Source organism: Hyphomonas sp. UBA4494, assembly GCF_002388935.1.
Lineage (GTDB): Bacteria > Pseudomonadota > Alphaproteobacteria > Caulobacterales > Hyphomonadaceae > Hyphomonas.
The window spans coordinates 94,628-113,192 of record NZ_DGNK01000017.1; the positions used below are offsets into that span (position 1 = coordinate 94,628).

General features: G+C 55.6%; 17 protein-coding genes. 7 read left to right on the forward strand and 10 right to left on the reverse strand.

Features of this window, described 5'->3' with window-relative positions:
* The first annotated feature begins 15 nt into the window (after positions 1 to 15).
* From rfbB to rfbC, 4 genes are all read left to right on the forward strand, one after another.
* Positions 16 to 1,068 (forward strand): dTDP-glucose 4,6-dehydratase, encoded by a 1,053-nt coding sequence (rfbB, locus tag B2P82_RS06600; RefSeq protein ID WP_290495934.1) that lies wholly within the window; start codon positions 16 to 18, stop codon positions 1,066 to 1,068.
* A complete protein-coding gene (rfbD, locus tag B2P82_RS06605; protein ID WP_290495936.1) occupies positions 1,065 to 1,946 on the forward strand; it encodes a dTDP-4-dehydrorhamnose reductase in 882 nt (293 codons plus the stop codon). The genes rfbB and rfbD overlap by 4 nt, the downstream gene beginning before the upstream one ends.
* 209 nt (positions 1,947 to 2,155) lie before the next feature.
* Positions 2,156 to 3,025 (forward strand): glucose-1-phosphate thymidylyltransferase RfbA, encoded by an 870-nt coding sequence (gene rfbA / locus B2P82_RS06610; protein WP_206991145.1) that lies wholly within the window; start codon positions 2,156 to 2,158, stop codon positions 3,023 to 3,025.
* Between the two features lie 12 nt (positions 3,026 to 3,037).
* A complete protein-coding gene (rfbC, locus tag B2P82_RS06615) occupies positions 3,038 to 3,601 on the forward strand; it encodes a dTDP-4-dehydrorhamnose 3,5-epimerase (RefSeq protein WP_290495938.1) in 564 nt (187 codons plus the stop codon).
* Here the strand turns inward: rfbC and B2P82_RS06620 are convergent, their stop codons facing one another.
* The 6 genes from B2P82_RS06620 to B2P82_RS06645 all read right to left on the reverse strand — a co-directional run bounded on the left by B2P82_RS06620 (position 3,602) and on the right by B2P82_RS06645 (position 11,356).
* Positions 3,602 to 4,648, reverse strand: coding sequence for an NAD-dependent epimerase (locus B2P82_RS06620; protein ID WP_290495940.1), 1,047 nt, complete (start codon positions 4,646 to 4,648; stop codon positions 3,602 to 3,604).
* A 105-nt stretch (positions 4,649 to 4,753) separates the two neighbouring features.
* Positions 4,754 to 6,763, reverse strand: coding sequence for an FkbM family methyltransferase (locus B2P82_RS06625; RefSeq protein ID WP_290495942.1), 2,010 nt, complete (start codon positions 6,761 to 6,763; stop codon positions 4,754 to 4,756).
* 72 nt (positions 6,764 to 6,835) lie between these two features.
* Entirely contained in the window at positions 6,836 to 8,275 is a 1,440-nt protein-coding gene (locus tag B2P82_RS06630) for an ABC transporter ATP-binding protein (protein ID WP_290495943.1), read from the reverse strand.
* Complete coding sequence (locus tag B2P82_RS06635) at positions 8,268 to 9,071, reverse strand: ABC transporter permease (protein WP_290495944.1); 804 nt, start codon at positions 9,069 to 9,071, stop codon at positions 8,268 to 8,270. Before B2P82_RS06635 ends, B2P82_RS06630 begins: the two co-directional genes overlap by 8 nt.
* Before the next feature lie 159 nt (positions 9,072 to 9,230).
* Positions 9,231 to 10,469 carry a glycosyltransferase gene (locus tag B2P82_RS06640; RefSeq protein ID WP_290495946.1) on the reverse strand — a complete coding sequence of 413 codons (1,239 nt, stop codon included), beginning with the start codon at positions 10,467 to 10,469 and terminating at the stop codon, positions 9,231 to 9,233.
* A gap of 2 nt (positions 10,470 to 10,471) precedes the next feature.
* On the reverse strand, positions 10,472 to 11,356 hold the full coding sequence (locus B2P82_RS06645) for a 6-hydroxymethylpterin diphosphokinase MptE-like protein (RefSeq protein ID WP_290495948.1): 885 nt from the start codon (positions 11,354 to 11,356) through the stop codon (positions 10,472 to 10,474).
* A 360-nt stretch (positions 11,357 to 11,716) separates the two neighbouring features.
* Here B2P82_RS06645 and B2P82_RS06650 point away from each other — a divergent pair, with 360 nt between their 5' ends.
* Positions 11,717 to 12,286, forward strand: coding sequence for an SIS domain-containing protein (locus B2P82_RS06650; RefSeq protein ID WP_198019706.1), 570 nt, complete (start codon positions 11,717 to 11,719; stop codon positions 12,284 to 12,286).
* 25 nt (positions 12,287 to 12,311) lie between these two features.
* Here the strand turns inward: B2P82_RS06650 and B2P82_RS06655 are convergent, their stop codons facing one another.
* From B2P82_RS06655 to B2P82_RS06670, 4 genes are read right to left on the reverse strand one after another with little or no spacing between them, the layout of a single operon-like run.
* Positions 12,312 to 13,487 carry an SGNH/GDSL hydrolase family protein gene (locus tag B2P82_RS06655; RefSeq protein WP_290495950.1) on the reverse strand — a complete coding sequence of 392 codons (1,176 nt, stop codon included), beginning with the start codon at positions 13,485 to 13,487 and terminating at the stop codon, positions 12,312 to 12,314.
* 38 nt (positions 13,488 to 13,525) lie between these two features.
* On the reverse strand, positions 13,526 to 15,367 hold the full coding sequence (locus B2P82_RS06660; protein ID WP_290495952.1) for a carbamoyltransferase family protein: 1,842 nt from the start codon (positions 15,365 to 15,367) through the stop codon (positions 13,526 to 13,528).
* Between the two features lie 3 nt (positions 15,368 to 15,370).
* A complete protein-coding gene (locus B2P82_RS06665) occupies positions 15,371 to 15,523 on the reverse strand; it encodes a DUF5989 family protein (protein WP_198019707.1) in 153 nt (50 codons plus the stop codon).
* A 1-nt stretch (position 15,524) separates the two neighbouring features.
* Entirely contained in the window at positions 15,525 to 15,935 is a 411-nt protein-coding gene (locus tag B2P82_RS06670; protein WP_290495953.1) for a hypothetical protein, read from the reverse strand.
* 538 nt (positions 15,936 to 16,473) lie between these two features.
* On the opposite strand from B2P82_RS06670, the gene B2P82_RS06675 reads away from it, so the two are divergent.
* Both B2P82_RS06675 and B2P82_RS06680 read left to right on the forward strand, forming a co-directional pair.
* Complete coding sequence (locus B2P82_RS06675) at positions 16,474 to 17,352, forward strand: 6-hydroxymethylpterin diphosphokinase MptE-like protein (RefSeq protein WP_290495955.1); 879 nt, start codon at positions 16,474 to 16,476, stop codon at positions 17,350 to 17,352.
* 2 nt (positions 17,353 to 17,354) lie between these two features.
* On the forward strand, positions 17,355 to 18,557 hold the full coding sequence (locus B2P82_RS06680; protein WP_290495957.1) for a glycosyltransferase: 1,203 nt from the start codon (positions 17,355 to 17,357) through the stop codon (positions 18,555 to 18,557).
* Positions 18,558 to 18,565 lie beyond the last annotated feature (8 nt).

Genomic DNA, 18,565 nt, shown 5'->3' on the forward strand with positions numbered 1-18,565 from the left:
TACAGGATTTGCTAAATGAAACGATATGTCGTGACGGGTGGCGCCGGATTCATCGGATCTGCGCTTTGCCACCTGCTATTGTCGGAAAGCGACGCCGAAGTCGTGGCTGTGGACTGCATGACTTATGCGGCTAATCAGGTCACGCTTGACGAATTGAGCTCTCAGGCCAGTTTCCGTCACATAGACGCTGATGTTCGAGATGTTGCGCGCATGACGGAGATCGTTCAGTCGGTCAAACCAGACGTCGTTTTTCATCTGGCCGCTGAGACGCATGTTGATCGTTCGATTGATGGACCTGCTGAATTCGTCACGACCAATGTTGTGGGTACGTATGCGATGCTCGAAGCGGCTCGGACATATTGGTCTGACCTACCTGACGAGGCAAAGCAACAATTTCGCTTCGTACATATTTCGACTGACGAGGTGTTCGGCTCTCTGGGCGCGGAAGGCCATTTCAGCGAGACGACGCCATATGATCCGTCATCGCCTTATTCTGCCAGCAAGGCCGGGTCTGACCATCTGGCAAGGGCGTGGCAGCGCACTTATGGGCTGCCGGTTGTGGTCTCGAATTGTTCAAACAATTACGGACCGCGCCAGTTCCCCGAGAAACTCATACCCTTGATGGTCCTGAACGCTCTGGAAGGCAAAGCCCTTCCGGTGTACGGCACGGGAACCAATGTGCGCGACTGGCTGCATGTTCAAGATCACGCCCGCGCCCTTAAGATGATGGCTGAACATGGCGTGCCTGGTGAGGTCTACTGTGTTGGCGGGGGCAGCGAGCGGACAAATCTGCAAATCGTGCACGAGGTCTGCCGAATCCTGGACGCCCGGCGTCCGGAAAATGCTCCTCATGCAGATCTGATCGAATTTGTAACCGATCGTCCGGGGCATGATTTCCGGTATGCGATTGATGCGTCCAAGATCGATACGAAATTGGGCTGGACCCCAAGGCAGGATTTCGAAGCTGGTCTTGAAGAGACAATTGACTGGTATTTGACGCATGAGGCCTGGTGGCGGCCCCTGCGAGACAAGCACTATAGTGGCGAGAGGCTGGGTGTTAAGGCATGACACGCATTCTTGTCGTTGGAAAGTCGGGGCAAGTCGCGCAAGCGCTGGTCTCGGTAGGGGGTGATCGGATCATTTGTCCGGGGCGGCCGATCGTGGATTTGCTGCACGCAGACTCGCACCTCAGCGCGCTCGACCGTTATGAGCCCATGGCGGTGATCAATACGGGAGCATTTACCGCAGTCGATGGCGCCGAGGCAGATGCTGACGGCGCCTATGCCCTGAATGCTGAAGGGCCGGGCTATTTGGCGGTTGCGTGCGCTCGGCGTGGCGTGCCGCTCATCCACATGTCGACAGACTGCGTGTTTGATGGCGCGAAGGATAGTCCTTACACGCCAAATGACACACCGAATCCGTTGGGCGTGTATGGCAAGACCAAGCTTCAGGGGGAGGTGGCTGTTCGCGAAGGGACTGAGCGATCCCTGGTTGTGCGGGTGTCGTGGATATTTTCGCGATTTGGTGGAAATTTCGTGCGGACCATGTTGAGGGTGGCGCAGACCCGCGACGCAGTGAGTGTTGTGAGTGATCAAGTTGGTTGTCCAACGCATGCGCCCGATCTCGCACGGGCTCTGATCACAATCGCTGAACACGCGGCCAAGCCTGGCTTTGATAACTGGGGTGTTTACCACGTTGCAGGGGCGGGAGAGACCGATCGCGCATCCATGACGCGGCGGATCTACGAGGTCAGCAAGGAGCTGGGCGGTCCGGTCGCCGATGTGAACGGTATTTTGACGGCGGACTATCCCACGCCGGCGCAAAGGCCCCTGAATGCGCGGCTTGATATGGCCGAGACCCGCCGTGTTTTCGGAATTGAAATGCCTGACTGGAATATTGGCCTTTCCGAGACGGTTTCCGCGATTATTGCCGAACCTGCACAATAAGGCTTTCGACCCGTGCGAAGACACTTTTCAGCTGCACATTCGGCGTCGAATTTTTATCTTCTTCGCCCAGTCCCGATGAAAATCGGCATGTGTATACGCAAGACGCGCGGCCGGGCGATGGCAGTGCAGCTTAAATTCAGTTAGCGGTTGACCAGCCTCGCCGAGATGGTCCAAACCAAGCGGATAATTGCTATGTGGAGTGTTGGCGGATGAAGGGCATCGTTCTGGCAGGCGGGACGGGGTCTCGATTATTCCCGTTGACCAAGGCTGTCTCAAAACAACTGATGCCGGTTTACGACAAGCCGATGATCTACTACCCGCTGAGCGTACTCATGCTTGCCGGTATTCGAGACGTTCTCATCATCACGACGCCCGAGGATCAGTCCCAGTTCAAACGACTGCTGGGAGATGGGTCGATGTTCGGAATCAACATCGAGTTTGCCGTCCAGGAGCAGCCGAACGGTCTGGCCGAAGCGTTTATCATCGGCGAGGACTTTGTGAAGGGCGGCCCGTCAGCCCTGGTCCTTGGGGACAACATATTCTATGGCGCCAATCTCGGCTTGATGTGTGCGCAGGCGGCTGCACAGGCCGACGGAGCGACGATCTTTGCCTACAAGGTTGCGGACCCGCAGCGCTATGGTGTGGTGTCCTTTGATAAAGACTTTAAGGCGTTGACGCTGGAAGAAAAGCCGAGCGCGCCCAAGTCGAACTGGGCGATTACCGGCCTCTATTTCTATGATGAACAGGTCGTCGATATCGCACGCGATTTGAAACCGTCCGAACGAGGTGAACTCGAAATCACCGACGTCAACCGCGCCTATCTGGAAATGGACAAGCTGAAAGTGAAACAGCTGGGTAGGGGATATGCCTGGTTGGACACTGGGACACATGACAGTCTGCATGAAGCATCCAGCTTTGTGCGTACGATCGAGCACCGGCAGGGCGTCAAGATCGCCTGTCCGGAGGAGATTGCTTTCGAAAAGGGCTATCTCGGGCGCGAAGAATTGCTTCATGCCGCAGACCAGCTCGGCAAGACAGAATACGCCGTTTACCTGCGTACACTTGCAAACCAGAATTGAGGACAGTGATTGATGAATGTGCGTGACCTTGGCCTTGATGGCGTCAAGGAAATCGTCCCGGCACGCTATGGCGATGCCCGTGGCTATTTCAGCGAGACCTACAATCACCAACGTTTTGTTGACGCTGGAATTGAATTGGACTGGATTCAGGACAATCACTCCTTCTCTGCAGAGAAGCACGTGTTGCGAGGCCTCCACTTCCAGACCCCTCCCTTTGCCCAGGACAAGCTTGTGCGCGTCGTTACCGGTGCGGTATTCGATGTGGCCGTGGATATCCGCAAGGGATCACCGAACTTCGGCCGGTGGACGGGGGCCACATTGACCGCGGAAGCGGGAAATCAAATCCTGGTACCGAAGGGCTTCGCGCACGGATTCTTGACGCTGACGCCAGATGTACATGTCATCTACAAGGTCACGGCGCCCTATGCTCCGGACAATGATCGTTCTATTCGGTATGATGATGCGGAAATTGGAATTGAATGGCCTCTGGACGGCGCCGTGCCGCAACTCTCCCAGAAGGATGAACAGGCCGGCAGTCTGCAGGACACTGATACGGGATTTGTGTATCAGGGCTGATCAATCGATACCGTGATATTCCTTGTACCACGCGACAAATCTTTCGATGCCATCCTTGACGGATGTGGAGGGCCGGTACCCGACGGCTTCCGTCAACTTGGTCACATCGGCATAGGTGTTTTTCACATCACCCGGCTGCATCGGCATCAAGTGGCGTGTGGCCTTGCGCCCCAGGGAGTTTTCCAGAGCCTCCACATAATCGAGCAGTTTTACGGGCTGGTTGTTGCCGATATTGTAAATCCGGTACGGAGCATTTGACGTTGCCGGGTCTGGCGCGCTCGCGTCCCAGTCCGGATCAGGCTCCGCGACCTTTTCTGCAATTCGAAGGACGCCCTCAACGATGTCATCGACATAGGTGAAATCGCGAGACATCTCTCCATTGTTGAAGATGTTGATTGGCTCACCGCGGACGATCGCGTCCGTAAACAGGTACAGCGCCATATCGGGCCGCCCCCATGGTCCGTAGACGGTAAAAAATCGTAATCCTGTGGTGGGTAGGCGATACAGGTGGCTGTAGGCATGTGCCATCAACTCATTTGCCTTCTTGGTGGCGGAATAGAGTTGTAGCGGATGGTTCGCCCCGTGAGATTCACTGTAGGGAGATGTCGTATTCGCGCCATAGGCGCTTGATGTCGATGCGTAGATCAGATGGGGCGTTTTGGCTGTTCGGCAAGCTTCCAGCATGTTGGCAAAGCCGACCAGATTTGACGATACGTATTCTTCAGGATGGGTGATCGAATGGCGCACCCCAGCCTGAGCGGCCAGATGAATCACGCGATGAAAGTCATGTGACTCAAAGCAGGCGTTCAGCTCTGCTGCGTTCTCGAGATTTCCCTCGACAAAGTTGAACGAAACGCCTTCTTTTGCCGATGTGTTTTCCAGCTCTTTCAGACGCGCCCGTTTCAAGGCGGGATCGTAATACGCATTCAGATTGTCGAACCCAACGACTGGCACGCCCCGTTTGAGAAGCGTGTTTGCCACATGAAATCCGATAAACCCTGCGCTGCCGGTGACCAGGTAGGTTTTGCTATCTGTGGCTGAGGGCATGTAATCGAATTCCGTGATGGTTCAGGTGAGGGCAGGGACCAATCCAGTTGGTCGTTGCGATACAGAGCGGGCAATCTTGTTGATACTGCGTCGCGGGCGGGCAGGCTAGGTGTCGCGTTTTGCCCAGAAGTTCAAAGTTCCCAACTCTCCCAAGTGCGACATGGGTTTGCTGCGGCTGCGCTTGGCATAGTTTCCAGACTTTCCGATCTGGTACCGGAAGCCGAGGCGCGTGAGGATCGAAAGAACATCGTCCAGGGCGATATCAGACGGGTTTGCGCCGAGATGCCATTCCACGCACATTTGTCTGACATTGGCGAGAGCATCCCCAGCGGCCATTAGGACTTCCCCTTCAGCGCCTTCGATATCCAGTTTCAGGAAGTCCACCTCGCGATTAAGATAATCAGCCAGAGGCACTGTTTCGATTGTCAGCTCCTCAATTTCATCGCCAAATGTCCTGCGCCGCTCGGTGAGGGATCCTGCCATACTGTAGTCTCCGGACATGAAGAATGTGGCGGTGCCCGGTTTCGCGGCCAAGCCTTTTTTCAACACTGTTACGTCACTCAACTTGTTGCGGGCGACATTTTTCGACGCCAGATCGTGAAGGAAGGGAACAGGCTCGAATGCCAGAACCTCTGCATTCGGATAAAGTTCCTTGAAGTAGACGCTCGACATCCCGAAATTGGCGCCAGCGTCGATAATGTAGGGCTTCTTCTGATCGGTATCGAAATAGTATTCCTGATCCATGAGGATTTCATGGATCAACGTCCAGATCGCATGCTTGTCAACATAGGTCAGCGTTGAATCGCGCATCAGGAATTCCTGCCCGCGGCACAAATGTTCGGTGAAGAAATCTCGCAGTACGATATCGTTTGGAAAACCACCATCGGGAATGGAGGCTGTCTCCAAATCTTTCAGGACCGGGCTGTCGCCGTAATACACTTTCAGTCTGGAAATCATGTCCAGGTACTTCGAAAATCCGTCCAATTGGCGCTGCTTCATGGGCCAGGTGCCGGACAGGACGCCCACTGCTTCTCTTTCATTGAGTTGAGAGGTTAGGATGGAATTCCGGACGGAGGAAAGTTCACCAATCGCGGCCTGCACTTCCCCATTTCCGAAGAAGGTCTTCCGGTTCGTCTCACTCAAAGTGTACTCGATAAGGAAGCGGAGATCGTTTCCGAGCGCGTTTCGGATTGACGTGGTCGCAATAGCTGCGGCCTGGACTTCTTCCTTTCCGAAGAAGGTTTTTCGGTTCTCTTCGCTCAAGGCAAATTCGGTGAGGAATCGAACGTCATTTCCAAGCGTGCGACGGATGGATGTGGTCGCAATAGCTGCGGCCTGGACTTCTCCGTTTCCAAAGAAAGCTTTTTGGTTGTCGTTGTTCAAAGCATACTCGGTGAGGAAGCGGAGATCGTTTCCGAGCGCGTTTCGGATTGACGTGGTCGCAATAGCTGCGGCCTGGACTTCTCCGTTTCCAAAGAAGGCTTTTTGGTTGTCCTTGCTCAGCGCATACTCGGTGAGGAAACGGAGATCGTTTCCGAGCGCGCTTCGGATTGACGTGGTCGCAGTAGCTGCGGCTTGGACTTCTTCCTTGCCGAAGAAGGTTTTTTGGTTCTCTTCGCTCAAGGCAAATTCGGTGAGGAATCGAACGTCATTTCCAAGCGTGCGACGGATGGATGTGGTCGCGGTTGCGGCGGCCTGAATTTCTCCATTTCCGAAGAAGGCTTTTCGATTTTCTGCGGATAAAGCCGATTGCACAAGAAAACGGACATCCTTGCCAAACTTGTCGCGGATGCCACTCTGCTTTGATGCAATGGTCCGGATACGGCCATCCGCGAAGAACGCATTGCGGTTCTTGTCGGCCGAGACTGAATTGATCAGGAACTCGACATCTCTCCCAAGCCTTTCCCGTATCCAGGGCAGGGCAAGAAATCGATCGCGCATGCTGGGTCGGCTGGCCACGCCATCGAGGAGCTCCGGCGAATCATCGACGAACGCGCTCAAAAGATCGGATTTTTCCTCAGCAGATGTCGTGCGTTTGACTTCAGCAAGGAGGAGTTGCCTGAACCTGCTGCTTTTCAACAGCAGTCGGCAGAGTGTGGAAATCAGTCTCTTCATAATCGGGCGCTTTGGCTATTTGCGATGAGGAATGGCGGCAGTGTATCTGACCCGCCCGTACAATTTGGGGCGTTAACTCGACACTTTGAAGATATTGTATTGATACTGCATGCTGATCGGGTTCCACACCATAAAGCGATTGGGTGATACTTTGAGTTCAAGGATCGCGTCGCGCCACAGATATGCATTGCCTTCGTGGATGGATATCGTGACAACATAATACCCGGCAGCAAATGGAATGTCGGCAATATTCACACGACACAGGACCCTGCTGTCGCCATTCTGCTTCAACAGATCACCGTTCAAGGTGGAGATGGTTGAAAGGCGTTTGCCGTCCTTTGTGTGGAAGACGAGAGAGACGTTCAGGTCGTTGATCGGTCGTTGTGGCGTGAAGCCGAATTCAATGGCGAATGGCTTGTTTACCTGAAGCGCATTGGTCGGCTGGCCCTCCGAAAGCACGACAGCGCGGAAATCTTGAAAGCCGGTAGGTTCTATGTGCCCACCATAAAGCTCTTCGACCTGATTTTCGGAAATGGTCGGTCGTTTCCACTGAAGCTGTGGGTTCTGGGCCAGGAAGCTCTTGTCGGGATCGTCGATGACCTTGTTGTCCTTCGGCGTCAGATTGCTCCAACGCTGCGCGATTTTTGCCGAAAGGGGCCGGGCAGGATGTGTAGGAGCGTGCTGCATCGGGGGGCTGGCCTCGGTCAGGGCCGCTGCCGGCTCTGCATTGCGCGACATCTCCTGATCAATGAATTCTAGATATTGCGCCGTCACCTGGTCAACCGGACCGTCAGCCTGCAGTTCGCCCGCATGAATCCAAAGTGCACGGTCGCAGAACTGCCGGATGCTGGTCATCGAGTGTGACACCAGCAGCATGGCAACTCCCTGCTGTTTCATGGTCTGCAAGTGCAGCTTGCATTTGTTCTGGAAGGCCAAGTCTCCCACAGACAAGGCTTCATCGATCACAATGAGATCGGGTCGCAGAAATATGCAGAGGGCGAAACCAAGCCGCGATTTCATGCCGGAGCTATAGGTTTCCACTGGTCCATCAATAAAGGCGCCGACCTCGGCAAAGTCTATGATCTGTTCCACAAGCTCTGGACTGCGCTTTGGACTGATTCCGCGCATGCGCATGCCGTTGAGAATGTTTTCACGACCACTTAGCCGTTGATTGAATCCCGCCCCCAGATTGATCAGCGCCTGGATCTCGCCATTGATTGAGACGTGACCCTTTGTCGGCGCAAGAAGACCGGACAGCAGCTTCATGAGCGTTGTCTTCCCGCTGCCGTTTCGGCCGATCACGCCCACGGCATCTCCGGGACGAATATCCAGGCTCACATCACGCAGGGCCCAGAATTCTTCTTCATCGCGGTCATGCTTTGGAGGGAGGCAGAAGATGTTGCCCAATATGTCGTTGAAATTGCGCGACACATTGTTCTGCCGCCGTCTGGGAAAACTACGGCCGATCTGCGAGGCGGAGATGATGGGGCGTTGCGTACTCACGTCAGACATAAGCTCTCATGGTACGATGATAAGCGAACCAGCTGACGCAGAAGAGCGCCATGATGCCGAGGGCAACATAAAAAAGCGGCAGGATGTGGGACAGGCTGGGCGAGAGCAGGCAAAAGCGCAATTCCTCAATTGTCAGAGCAACCGGATTGCCATGCTTGAAAATGGCGAGCCCTCCGGTGAGCGGGAAGACCGCGCCCGAGAGGTACAGCATCGGCCGGGCAATTACGCCAACGGCCAGCTTCAAGTCGCCGGAAACGAGCGTAAATGGCGCAAAAAACAGACCTACCGCGACTCCGCCGAGGGCGCAGATTGGCGACATGGCAATGAACAGCAACGCATTCTGCCATTCCAGCAATCCCTGTGCGGCCGCGAGGCCGAGCACGATTGGGACACGCATGCAGAGCAGGAACAGGGATCTGAACACCATGGCCATTATCAGGCTTTCAGGCGGCATGGCATAATTGCCGATAAGTCCACTCGCGCGCTGAAGCGATGTCAGGGACATCATCATGCCGTCGAAGAATGTTTGCCAGATCAGGATGCCACTGACAGCAAAGAGGGAAAACGGCATGTTGAGCCCGCTGACTTCCAGCGACCCACTGCTGCGCAGGGCGATGAAAACGCCAGCGATTGCGAGGGGCTCGATAAAAGCCCAGAACAGGCCCATCTTCGTGTGAACATACTCGATGCGAATATCTCGGGCGGCAAGGTTCCAACCCTGTCGTGGTGCGCTGGAAACTCCGCCGAACATGTCGGCGAGGGTCTGCTTTGCCTTGCTGAAAGCCGCTGAACTCAACTGCACTACTCCTTCGTCTCCATTATCGTCATTGACGCAATGGGCCGATGTATTTTTACGGCTCGAAATGCGGACACCGGACTTTGGTCCGGTTTCGGGTATTTTTCGCTGGTTTGGAGTCGCAGGCAAGGCGGTCAAACATGAAAAATAAAATAGAATTCAAGGTTTTGTGGCCTTTTTGTGTGGTTCCGTCTGATGGGCTGTGCCCGCCACAGATTCAAACAGCGCCACGATCCGTGACGCACTTGCTGACGGGTTATGCCCCCGCGATACGCGCTTTGACAAGTTCTCATCAACGGCCCTGCTGGCCGTCACCAGGGCGCTGACGTCGCGGCCCATTGCCTTTGCGTCGAAGTCGGCAATGAGATGTCCGGCTTCATAATTCCGCACAAGGTCAGCAGCGCCGCCCCCATCCGCAAAGGCCAGCACAGGCACCCCAAGCATGCCGGCCTCGATGGCGACGCGCGGATAGGGGTCTTCGCGCGAAGTTATCAGCACGGCGGACGCTCTGCGAAAGTAAGCATATGGGCGAGTTTTGACGCCTGGAAACAGCACATCTGATTCAATGCCAGCCTCATGGACGGTGTGTTTGAGGTTTTGCATCATCTCGCCATCGCCGAGCCATGCAAAGACCAGCCGGCCAGCGCCGTCATGCCTGTCGAGGGCTGTTTTGGCAGCCTCAACGAACAGGTCGGGTCCCTTGCGAGGGATCAGGCTTCCAGCGCCAATAATGAGTGTGTCCGGCTCGCCCAGTTTCAGGTCGTCATTCACGTCGCCACGCGCTGCATCAGCGACGGCCATTTGCTTCGGGGTTATTTTAACGGCCGGAGGTTCGACCCGCAGTTTTGCGTCCGGCACGGAGAAGTCCTGCGACAAGTCCCTCATGACGCTGCGGGACGCGCACAGAAACATGTCCGTCTTGTTCATCGTGCTCTTGAGACGCCGCGCATCAAGCGCGCGGATTGTCGGCCCCATTTCACGCACGTGCGTGACGATTGGGGTGTCGAGATCAAGCTCGTCAACGACATCGCCGCAATGCGTTGTATTTGCGTAGATGATGTCGGGCTTCCAGTTCCGGATCTCCTGTCGGAGTCTTGCGGTGCGCTGCCGATCTTGCCGTCCGAGACAATAGGGTCTGTCCGGCGAGCGCACGCATTTTATTGCCATAAGTGGGTCGAATCGCAGGGCTGTGCTCAATCCGTCGGACAGGTCGAATTGCGGTGAATCGCGCCAGATATGGGTTGGGGCCGTTTCGCGATAGGCCCCGCCCAACTCGCCATCGCGCCGCAGGATGATCGTCAACTCATGGCCCAGCGATATCATCTCCCGTGCCAATTGCAGCGCACTGATCGGGGCGCCGGTACGATCGGCAGCATGGGAAATCATGAGAATGCGCATGGCTATGACTTGTCAGGGAACAGTGAGTGAAAGTCGACTCTGTCGAACACGTCCAGCTTTCCCCCGATACCCGCATTGTATATGCGGCGCCCTGCGTCTTCAAATGCCGTGCGCGCAACGCCAAAGGCCTGATTTTGCAGGTCGAAATTTGGTATGCCGATGACATCCCCGACCTGGTAGTAGTCTTTCGTGAAATGCGCCTGATTCACCAGATCGATATTCTCTTCCGACACGTGGATCTTACCCGGCGGGAATTGTTCAGCCAGCGGTCCATAGTCCATGTCTACGCCGATCAGATAAACCGGATCGCAGCCAAGATGGTAGGCGAGCTGGAGCGCAATGTAGCTGATTGTGGATCCAAGGTAGACCGAATGAGAAAAGTCACGCGAAAACTGAATGCCGGGATCCGTCCAATAGGCTTCGTCGGCAAGCCGCGCATTCATGAACAGGAGGTCGTTCCAGGGGCGTGCGATCCCATGCGCATTGTAGATGGCGGCAATCTTCAGCGGACCATATATGTTTCGAATATCCTGACCACGAATTTCGGTTTGCTCAATGTCCTCGAATAACAGGTAGTCCGGGGTAAAGCCCCATTCCTGAAACGCCTTGTAGGCACCGTTTGAGGCGATCGTGATTTCGTTCTTCAGCGCGGAAAGGTCCATATTGCGAAGGCTGGGGCCATTGCCCAGCACGAAGGCGCGGCGGCCCTTGCCCGAATTCTTCAGTGCCGCCAGCTTGCGCTCGTCACCCGGCACGATGCCAATGCGAAGACCGCGTGCATCCCGTTTCAGGCCGATACGGTCAAAATAACGCTGGCGGGCATCGCGCAGGCGCAGATACCCCAGTGGGTACTTCCATTTGGGAAAGTGGCGGGACCAGCTGATCATTGGGCGACCACTTTGGTACTGAGAAGAACAGGTGGGCTTGTGAGATCGGCGAGATAGCGGCGCATGATCATGGATAAGGGCTGTTCATGATCAGGAATAATACACATGAACTCAAAGCGATCTTTTGGCGAATCGGTCAGGGCGAAAGCACCTGCACGCTAGACGCCTCCGATCCCCGTTTCAATCTGCTAGCAGGTCAGGCGGCTGCGTGTGTTCAGGCGCCGCTGGTGATTGAAGTGTTCAAGCGCTGTGGCAGTCGGCCATCATACTTGATAATTTGAGGGACACGGCCTATCGCTGGCCCGGACGAGCCCTGACCTCTTCTGGGGGCGCAACTTACAGATTGAAAGTGAGACTATCGTGGCTGCAGATACCCAGTTCCTGAACGACTATTTCGGCAGATTGGAAACCTTCGCGCGCCCCAATGACGCGGTATTCGAGCAATTGGGGCAGGTGCGAGACCTGTGGGTCCGGTCGAAAAACGCCGGTGGCAAGGTGATCTTCATCGGCAATGGTGGGTCTGCGGGAATTGCATCGCATCTCGCGATTGATCTTGGCAAGAACGGCCACATTCCGGCGGCATGTTTCAATGATGGCGCTCAAATCACCTGTCTCTCCAATGATTACGGATTTGAGAACTGGATTGCCCACGCTTTGCGCATTCAGGGCAAACCAGAAGATACGCTGGTTGCGATCAGCTCGTCCGGTGGCTCAAAGAACATTCTCAATGCTGTCGAGCAGGCTCGCAAAATGGGGATTTCCGTTACGACGTGTTCCGCAATGAACCCGGAAAACCCGCTTCGCAAACTCGGAGATGTAAACCTCTGGGCCGACAGTCACGCCTACAATATCGTCGAGACGGTTCACCAGTTCTGGATGATGGCCGTTATCGACATGATCATCGGCAAGGCCGAGTATCCGCCGAATTGATCGGCAAAAAATTCAGATACCAGAGCTATTGTTCTGGTGTCTGGCCTAGGGCGGACTCGGCAAGTGCCGGTGAAGAATCCAGCGCAAAAAGTGTTTCGAATACCGTATCGCCAATCAGCTTGTTTCCCTGATGGTTGGGGTGGCGGGGATCGTGGTAGAGTCCTGTTTTTCCCGCAAATACGTCGCTGATGTCCGTGCAGTAGGCAAGTTCTTCGCAATGGCGGCGTGCTGCCGTGTAAAAGACTGCCGCTTTTTCAGCGTAGTCAGGTTTCGAGCTGAGCATTGCGGCGTAAAGTTCAGCTTCCGAATCTGTCGGTATGTAACCTGGTTCGATTCCCATGGCTGGCTGCAGGAATACATGGAAGCGTGCGCCCATTTGCGCGCTGGCTGCATTCATCAGCTCGACGTTGCGGCGCCACATTTCTGCATCTGTCATTTCGTAGCTAGAACCTGCTGTCACGGTGAGCTGAGTGTCTTTCTCGCCGCCTGATCTCATGGCGGCCACTAGGTTCGGCATGAAGCGTGGCGGTTGGTGTCCTTTGCCGGCGAGTGTTCTGAGCATCACGAGCTGATAGGGGCTGACCATGGGGTGCTCGCGCAGGCTGTGTGAGAAGTTCAGATCATTGACGCCGCTAAGTGAGACCACAACATCTGGCGCAAGCGCCGGGACATCGCGAATAAGCTTTAGCAGTTCCTGATTGGTCGAGTATCCGGATACCGCGCCATTGTAGACGACCGCAGGTCCTGTCGGGCCTTCATTGAGGCGCGTGAAAAGGGTTTCGCTCCAGGCCCCCCAATCGCTCTCATAGTAGGGATCGCTCGTACTGCCACCGAGCACAACCAAGCGCAGCGCAGCGCCACTCGTCTCGTCGCCTGATGTCCGGAAACCGGGCCGGCGCCAAGCGGGCTCAGACGTAGGGCCGCCCGCTGGCCGCGCATATCCAAGTTGCGGGTCGAGTACATTCAGTCCCTGCGACAACCGACGGTCTACGACGGTTTCCTTTTTGCCCTGCTTGTCGGAAGACTGCCAGACCAGTGAGTATTGAGGTGCACCCTTTGCGCCCAGATACGCTCTCGCCATCAGGTCGGTGGCCAACAACAGAATCAGCGTTGCCAAGATTGTGAGGATACTGAGCACGATCTTTGCCTGACGGCTCAAGACAACGTTATGCGGTGTTTCCGAAAGTGGTTGTTCGTTCATGTCTCAGGCACCGCTCAGTGTTGTCTTTGGTGATCGTGTCAATCGAGATCGAAAGCGTTCTTATAGTCAAGCACGAGGGCAGGATCCTGATCCGACTTGCGCAGTATGGCGCGGCCGCAGACCAGTAGATCCATCTCCGTTCCCATCAGGCAGCGGAATGCGTCGCCAGGAGATTCCACAATGGGCTCCCCGCGAACATTGAAACTGGTGTTCACAACAACTGCGCAGCCGGTCCTCTGCTTAAACGCGCTGAGCAGCTTGTGGTAGAGCGGGTTCGTCTCGGCATGCACCGTTTGCACGCGCGCGGAATAATCAAGATGGGTTATTGCCGGGAGCGTCGAGCGGATGTCGTTCACGCGATCGATGCCCTCTTTGGAGGAACTGTCTGATTCAGGCTGTACGCGCAGTCGATCGACAACATCCGCGACGAGCAGCATGTATGGACTGTCGCTGTTCAGGTCGAAATAGTCTGCTGCATCTTCGGCCAGTACGGACGGGGCAAAGGGGCGGAAACTTTCGCGAAACTTGATCTTCAAGTTCAGGTTGCGCTGGGTTTCCGGATTTCGTGGGTCGGCAATGATCGACCGGCCGCCCAATGCGCGAGGGCCAAATTCCATACGCCCCTGAAACCAGCCAATTGCCATACCGCTATCCAGCGCTTTGGCGGTGGTTTGGATCATCGTGTCCTCGTCCACGACCTCGAATACAGCGCCGGCTGAGGTCAAGGCTGCGTTGATATCTTCCTGCGAATAGTCCGGGCCGAGATAGGCGCCGCTCATGGCATCGCCGTCACCCGTTGGGAGGCGATCGGTGTCCAGATAGCGATGATGGGCCAGCAAGGCCGCGCCGAGCGCGCCGCCAGCATCACCGGCTGCGGGCTGGACCCAGACATTCTTGAAGTGGCCATCCCGCAGGATTTTGCCATTGGCAACACAATTGAGGGCGACGCCGCCGGCCATGCACAGATTGTCGATGGCGAACTCAGCGTGTAGCGCGCGAGTCATGCGCAGCATCACATTCTCTGTCACTTTCTGGATCGACGCAGCCATGTCGAAGTGGAACTGCGTCAGCTGGCTCTCAGACGTGCGCGCAGGCTCACCAAACAGGTCATGGAAAGCCTTGTTGGTCATTCGTAGGCCGGTGACATAGTCGAAATAGCGCATGTCCAGCCAGAAGCTGCCATCATCGGCGATGGAGATCAGCTTCTCTTCCATGAGGTCTGCAAATCGCGGCTCGCCATACGGTGCGAGCCCCATAACCTTGTACTCGCCGGAATTGACCTTGAAACCGAGATACCCCGTGATCGCGGAATAGAGCAGGCCCAGTGAGTGCGGGAAGCGGATCTCCCGAATGCGCCGTAATTCCTTGCCTCTGCCGACAGAGACCGACGTGGTGGCCCATTCGCCGACCCCGTCCATTGTCAGGACAATCGCTTCGTCGAAAGGCGAGGGATAAAATGCCGATGCCGAGTGACTGTCATGATGCTGGGCAAACACCATGCGGTTGCCCGCATCAGGATCATTGAAATCATCCCGGAAGATTTTTGCCATGTTCGACTTCTGGAAGAGCTTTCCCTTGATCCAGCTCGGCATGGCGATCGCAAATGTCTTGCGACCGCGCGGGGCGCTGGTCAGGTAGGTCTCGATCAGGCGCTCAAACTTGAGCAGCGGTTTCTCGAAATAGGCGATGTGTTGCACGTCGCTGAGCTCGATGCCCGCTTCGTCGAGACAATAGCGCGTCGCTTTTGCCGGAAAGCCTGCATCATGTTTGACCCGGGTGAAACGTTCTTCCTGGGCGGCTGCGACGATCTTGCCGTCACACAGCAGAACGGCCGCGCTGTCATGGAAGTAGGCTGAAATGCCCAGGATATAAGTCGGCATCACTTAGAACAGGGAGTAGATGAACGGGGCTAATGGTGAGCCTTGTGCAAACACCAGCGCCCCGCCAATCAGCAAAACGAACAGGAATACAGGCAACAACCAGAATTTCCTGCGCTGCGAGAAGTATAACGCCAGCTCTTTCAGAATCTCTTTCATCTCAGAACTGTCTCTCCATTGCGGCCCGGTCCTGAGGATCCGTCGATTCGCACCAGTATGAGCCGGTTTGGGGCCTCTTGTGAATGCGCAATGGATCGCGCCCCATACGCAAGAGCAGGCCGTAGGGCGTAATGAAGCCGTAGTACATGATGCCCATCACAAAGGGGTTGACGATCTTGGCCAGACCCAGTGCGAGCAAGCCCCACAAATATGCGAGTCCCTTTAGCCAACGCGGCGCGACGAAGGCGACGAGCGCAAACAACAGGGCTGCGCCCGCGAGGGCCAATGATAGCTGAACATGGTTGCGCAGCAGGACGGCCGCGATCGCGGAAACGGCTGCGAATGTGTATCCGACACTGCGGGGGGAGGCCGGTGGCGGCGCAGTGTGTTCGACCTTTTCGAAGGCACTCATCCTGTCGTCCCGCTTCTCACTTCGGCTTCACGCTCGTCTACCCCGATTGGTTCCTGGCGGCAATGCAGGGGCGGTGCAGGCTCGCCTGCTTGTGAACTGGAATTGCCGTTGCGGGTCCCTTTGGCTCCTGAGTATCTGGTCAAAAATTGTCACCTTTGAGCGAATTTCTGGGCTGCTGGGAGGCGTACTTGATTAACTCAGTGACACGCCTTAACGCTGGCCGGAATGGGCTCTGACCTCAGACAGGTTTGGGGGCGTTGATCCAAGGTAGAGGTGGCCACAGTTGCGTATATCGGGTTTCGCAAAACTGGTTCGCAAGTCGGAGCAGGCGCCACTAACGTGCCCGACGCAGGGTGAGATACTCGGTGCCGTGTGCTGTGAATCGTATGATCGTCGCTTGCAGAGCTCTCAAATACCATCCGGAAGTATTAGGTATAATTGGGGGGCGGGACTGAATCCGCATTTCAAAGATCGATTCATGTACGCAAGTGAAGGTTCCCTGTTGCAGGGAACATAGTAGAAGTTAGGGACGCCCTAGATGATTGTTTGGACCAACAGGTTTCCTGAAAAGGAAAAGGCCGCTGGCTATTTGCGTCTCGTGCGGGCGCGCATGAATTTCTTTGACCAGATCAAGCCGGGCCGTAACGGCGCTGGCAAGTTCGGGTTTTATCGCCGGCCGGGATTCCAGACGACGCTGCGCCACATGCGCAACAAGCACCAGGGCAAGCCGGGATTCATTATCGGGAATGGTCCGAGCCTGAAGGAAATGGACCTGACGCCGCTGCGAGACCAGATCACGTTAGGGGCCAATGGCATCTACCAGATGTTCGACGAGTGGGGCTTCCACACCAAATATCTCCTGTTCGAAGATACAGAGCAGACCGAGTTGCGCCGCAAGGAAATCCACAATGTTGTGGGGCCGACCAAAATGGCGGCGATCTACAACGCGTACTGTTTCAAGAATTTCAACAACACGCTGTTTTTCAATGCGCGCCGGGGAGACCCGTACTATTTCGACGAAATGGGAATCCAGTTCTCCCGTGACTTTTCCAACATCGTGTATCTGGGCTCGACCATCACTTATATCGCGTTGCAGCTGGCCTACTATCTGGGCTGCAATCCGGTCTACCTGATTGGCGTCGATCACAGTTATGGTGCGCTGGCCAAGAATTTTCCACCCGGCAAGATCGAGGTGACCAAGGAGAACTACGAACTCGTTCGGCAGTGCCACATGAACCCCGATTATTACCAGATCGGAGACGTGATCGGCGTGCCAAACACCTCACTTCAGGACAAGGCTTATGAAGTGGCCGCCGACGCCTACAAGCAGGCTGGCCGCGAAATCTACAATGCCGGCGTCAACAGCTTCCTTGATGCATTTCCCCGAACAGATTTTGACAGCATTTTCAAAAAGTAGACATGACCGAAAAGAAACGCATCCTGTTCATATCGCATCACGGCACGATGAGTGGCGCGCCCATAAGCCTGCTTACGCTGATGAAGCATTTTGCCGCCAATCGGGACTGGGAATTCCAGATTCTGATGCGCAAGGAAGGTCCGCTGCGCAGTGAGTTTGAAAAACTCGCGCCAACTCATGTCTACTACCAGCATTTTTTGGATCCGGCCGATATGCGCCCGGAAGGGGCGAAACGACCGCCTCTGCCAGAAGACGTTCGGCGGCGAAAATTCCGCCAGTGGCGACATGAACAGCGCCTGCGGCTGAAACTGCGTCAATTCAAGCCTGATCTTGTGTATTCCAACACGACTGTGAACGGGGACTTGCTGGCCAAGCTAGGCATCAAGGCACCGACGCTCATCCATGTGCGGGAATTATGGACGACGATCGCGCTGTACAATCAGGTCCAATTGAATGCGTTCAAGCAGCCGGATTACAAATATTTCGCCGTTTCCGAATTTGTTCGGAATTATCTGAAAGATACATTCTCCATCGCACATGAGCGCATCGGGATCGTGCCCGGCTCCATGGAGCCGGAAGTATTCGACAAGAAGGCTGAAGATCTGACCGTCGGCGAGATGCGCAAGGAACTCGCGCTGCCTGAAGATGCTGTGATCATTGGCGGTCTGGGGTCAGTCGATAGCCGGAAGGGGGTCGATTACTTCGTCGATACCGCCCTGGATGTCCTGCGTTCCGAACCGAAGGGACGGCCCGTCTACTTCGTCTGGATCGGTGATGGCGGTATGCGGCAGGATATGTTGAAGAAAGTGGAAGATGCGGGATTTTCCGGTCGGGTCGTCTTCCCGGGCGCGCGCAAGAACCCCTATCCATATTTGAAACTGTTTGAAATTGGATTGATGACATCGCGCGATGACCCCTTTCCACGCTCGGTCATGGAAATGGCTGCGTTTGGCGCGCCGATTATCTGTTTCAAGGGTTCAGGCGGCGCGGCCGAATTCGTGCTGGATGATGCCGGGATTGTGCTGGATGATTTCAGCGCAGCTGACATGGCCGACGCCGTTCGAAGCATACTGGCGAATGACGCGGCAAAAGCAGCTTTTGCAATTGCTGCTCGCCGCAAAGCGCGCGAAGACTATGAGACGACACGTATAGGAAAAAGTGCTGCCATCCTGCTCGACGAGATGATGGCAAGCGCACGTTCCTGAGGCTTGAA

Coding starts and splice junctions, on each gene's coding strand:
- rfbD (WP_290495936.1), top strand. CDS start 1,065: ATGACACGCATTCTTGTCGTTGGAAAGTCGGGGCAAGTCGCGCAAGCG.
- rfbB (WP_290495934.1), top strand. CDS start 16: ATGAAACGATATGTCGTGACGGGTGGCGCCGGATTCATCGGATCTGCG.
- rfbC (WP_290495938.1), top strand. CDS start 3,038: ATGAATGTGCGTGACCTTGGCCTTGATGGCGTCAAGGAAATCGTCCCG.
- B2P82_RS06670 (WP_290495953.1), bottom strand. CDS start 15,935: ATGAGTGCCTTCGAAAAGGTCGAACACACTGCGCCGCCACCGGCCTCC.
- B2P82_RS06665 (WP_198019707.1), bottom strand. CDS start 15,523: ATGAAAGAGATTCTGAAAGAGCTGGCGTTATACTTCTCGCAGCGCAGG.
- B2P82_RS06620 (WP_290495940.1), bottom strand. CDS start 4,648: ATGCCCTCAGCCACAGATAGCAAAACCTACCTGGTCACCGGCAGCGCA.
- rfbA (WP_206991145.1), top strand. CDS start 2,156: ATGAAGGGCATCGTTCTGGCAGGCGGGACGGGGTCTCGATTATTCCCG.
- B2P82_RS06660 (WP_290495952.1), bottom strand. CDS start 15,367: ATGCCGACTTATATCCTGGGCATTTCAGCCTACTTCCATGACAGCGCG.
- B2P82_RS06655 (WP_290495950.1), bottom strand. CDS start 13,487: ATGAACGAACAACCACTTTCGGAAACACCGCATAACGTTGTCTTGAGC.
- B2P82_RS06645 (WP_290495948.1), bottom strand. CDS start 11,356: ATGATCAGCTGGTCCCGCCACTTTCCCAAATGGAAGTACCCACTGGGG.
- B2P82_RS06675 (WP_290495955.1), top strand. CDS start 16,474: ATGATTGTTTGGACCAACAGGTTTCCTGAAAAGGAAAAGGCCGCTGGC.
- B2P82_RS06630 (WP_290495943.1), bottom strand. CDS start 8,275: ATGTCTGACGTGAGTACGCAACGCCCCATCATCTCCGCCTCGCAGATC.
- B2P82_RS06625 (WP_290495942.1), bottom strand. CDS start 6,763: ATGAAGAGACTGATTTCCACACTCTGCCGACTGCTGTTGAAAAGCAGC.
- B2P82_RS06680 (WP_290495957.1), top strand. CDS start 17,355: ATGACCGAAAAGAAACGCATCCTGTTCATATCGCATCACGGCACGATG.
- B2P82_RS06640 (WP_290495946.1), bottom strand. CDS start 10,469: ATGCGCATTCTCATGATTTCCCATGCTGCCGATCGTACCGGCGCCCCG.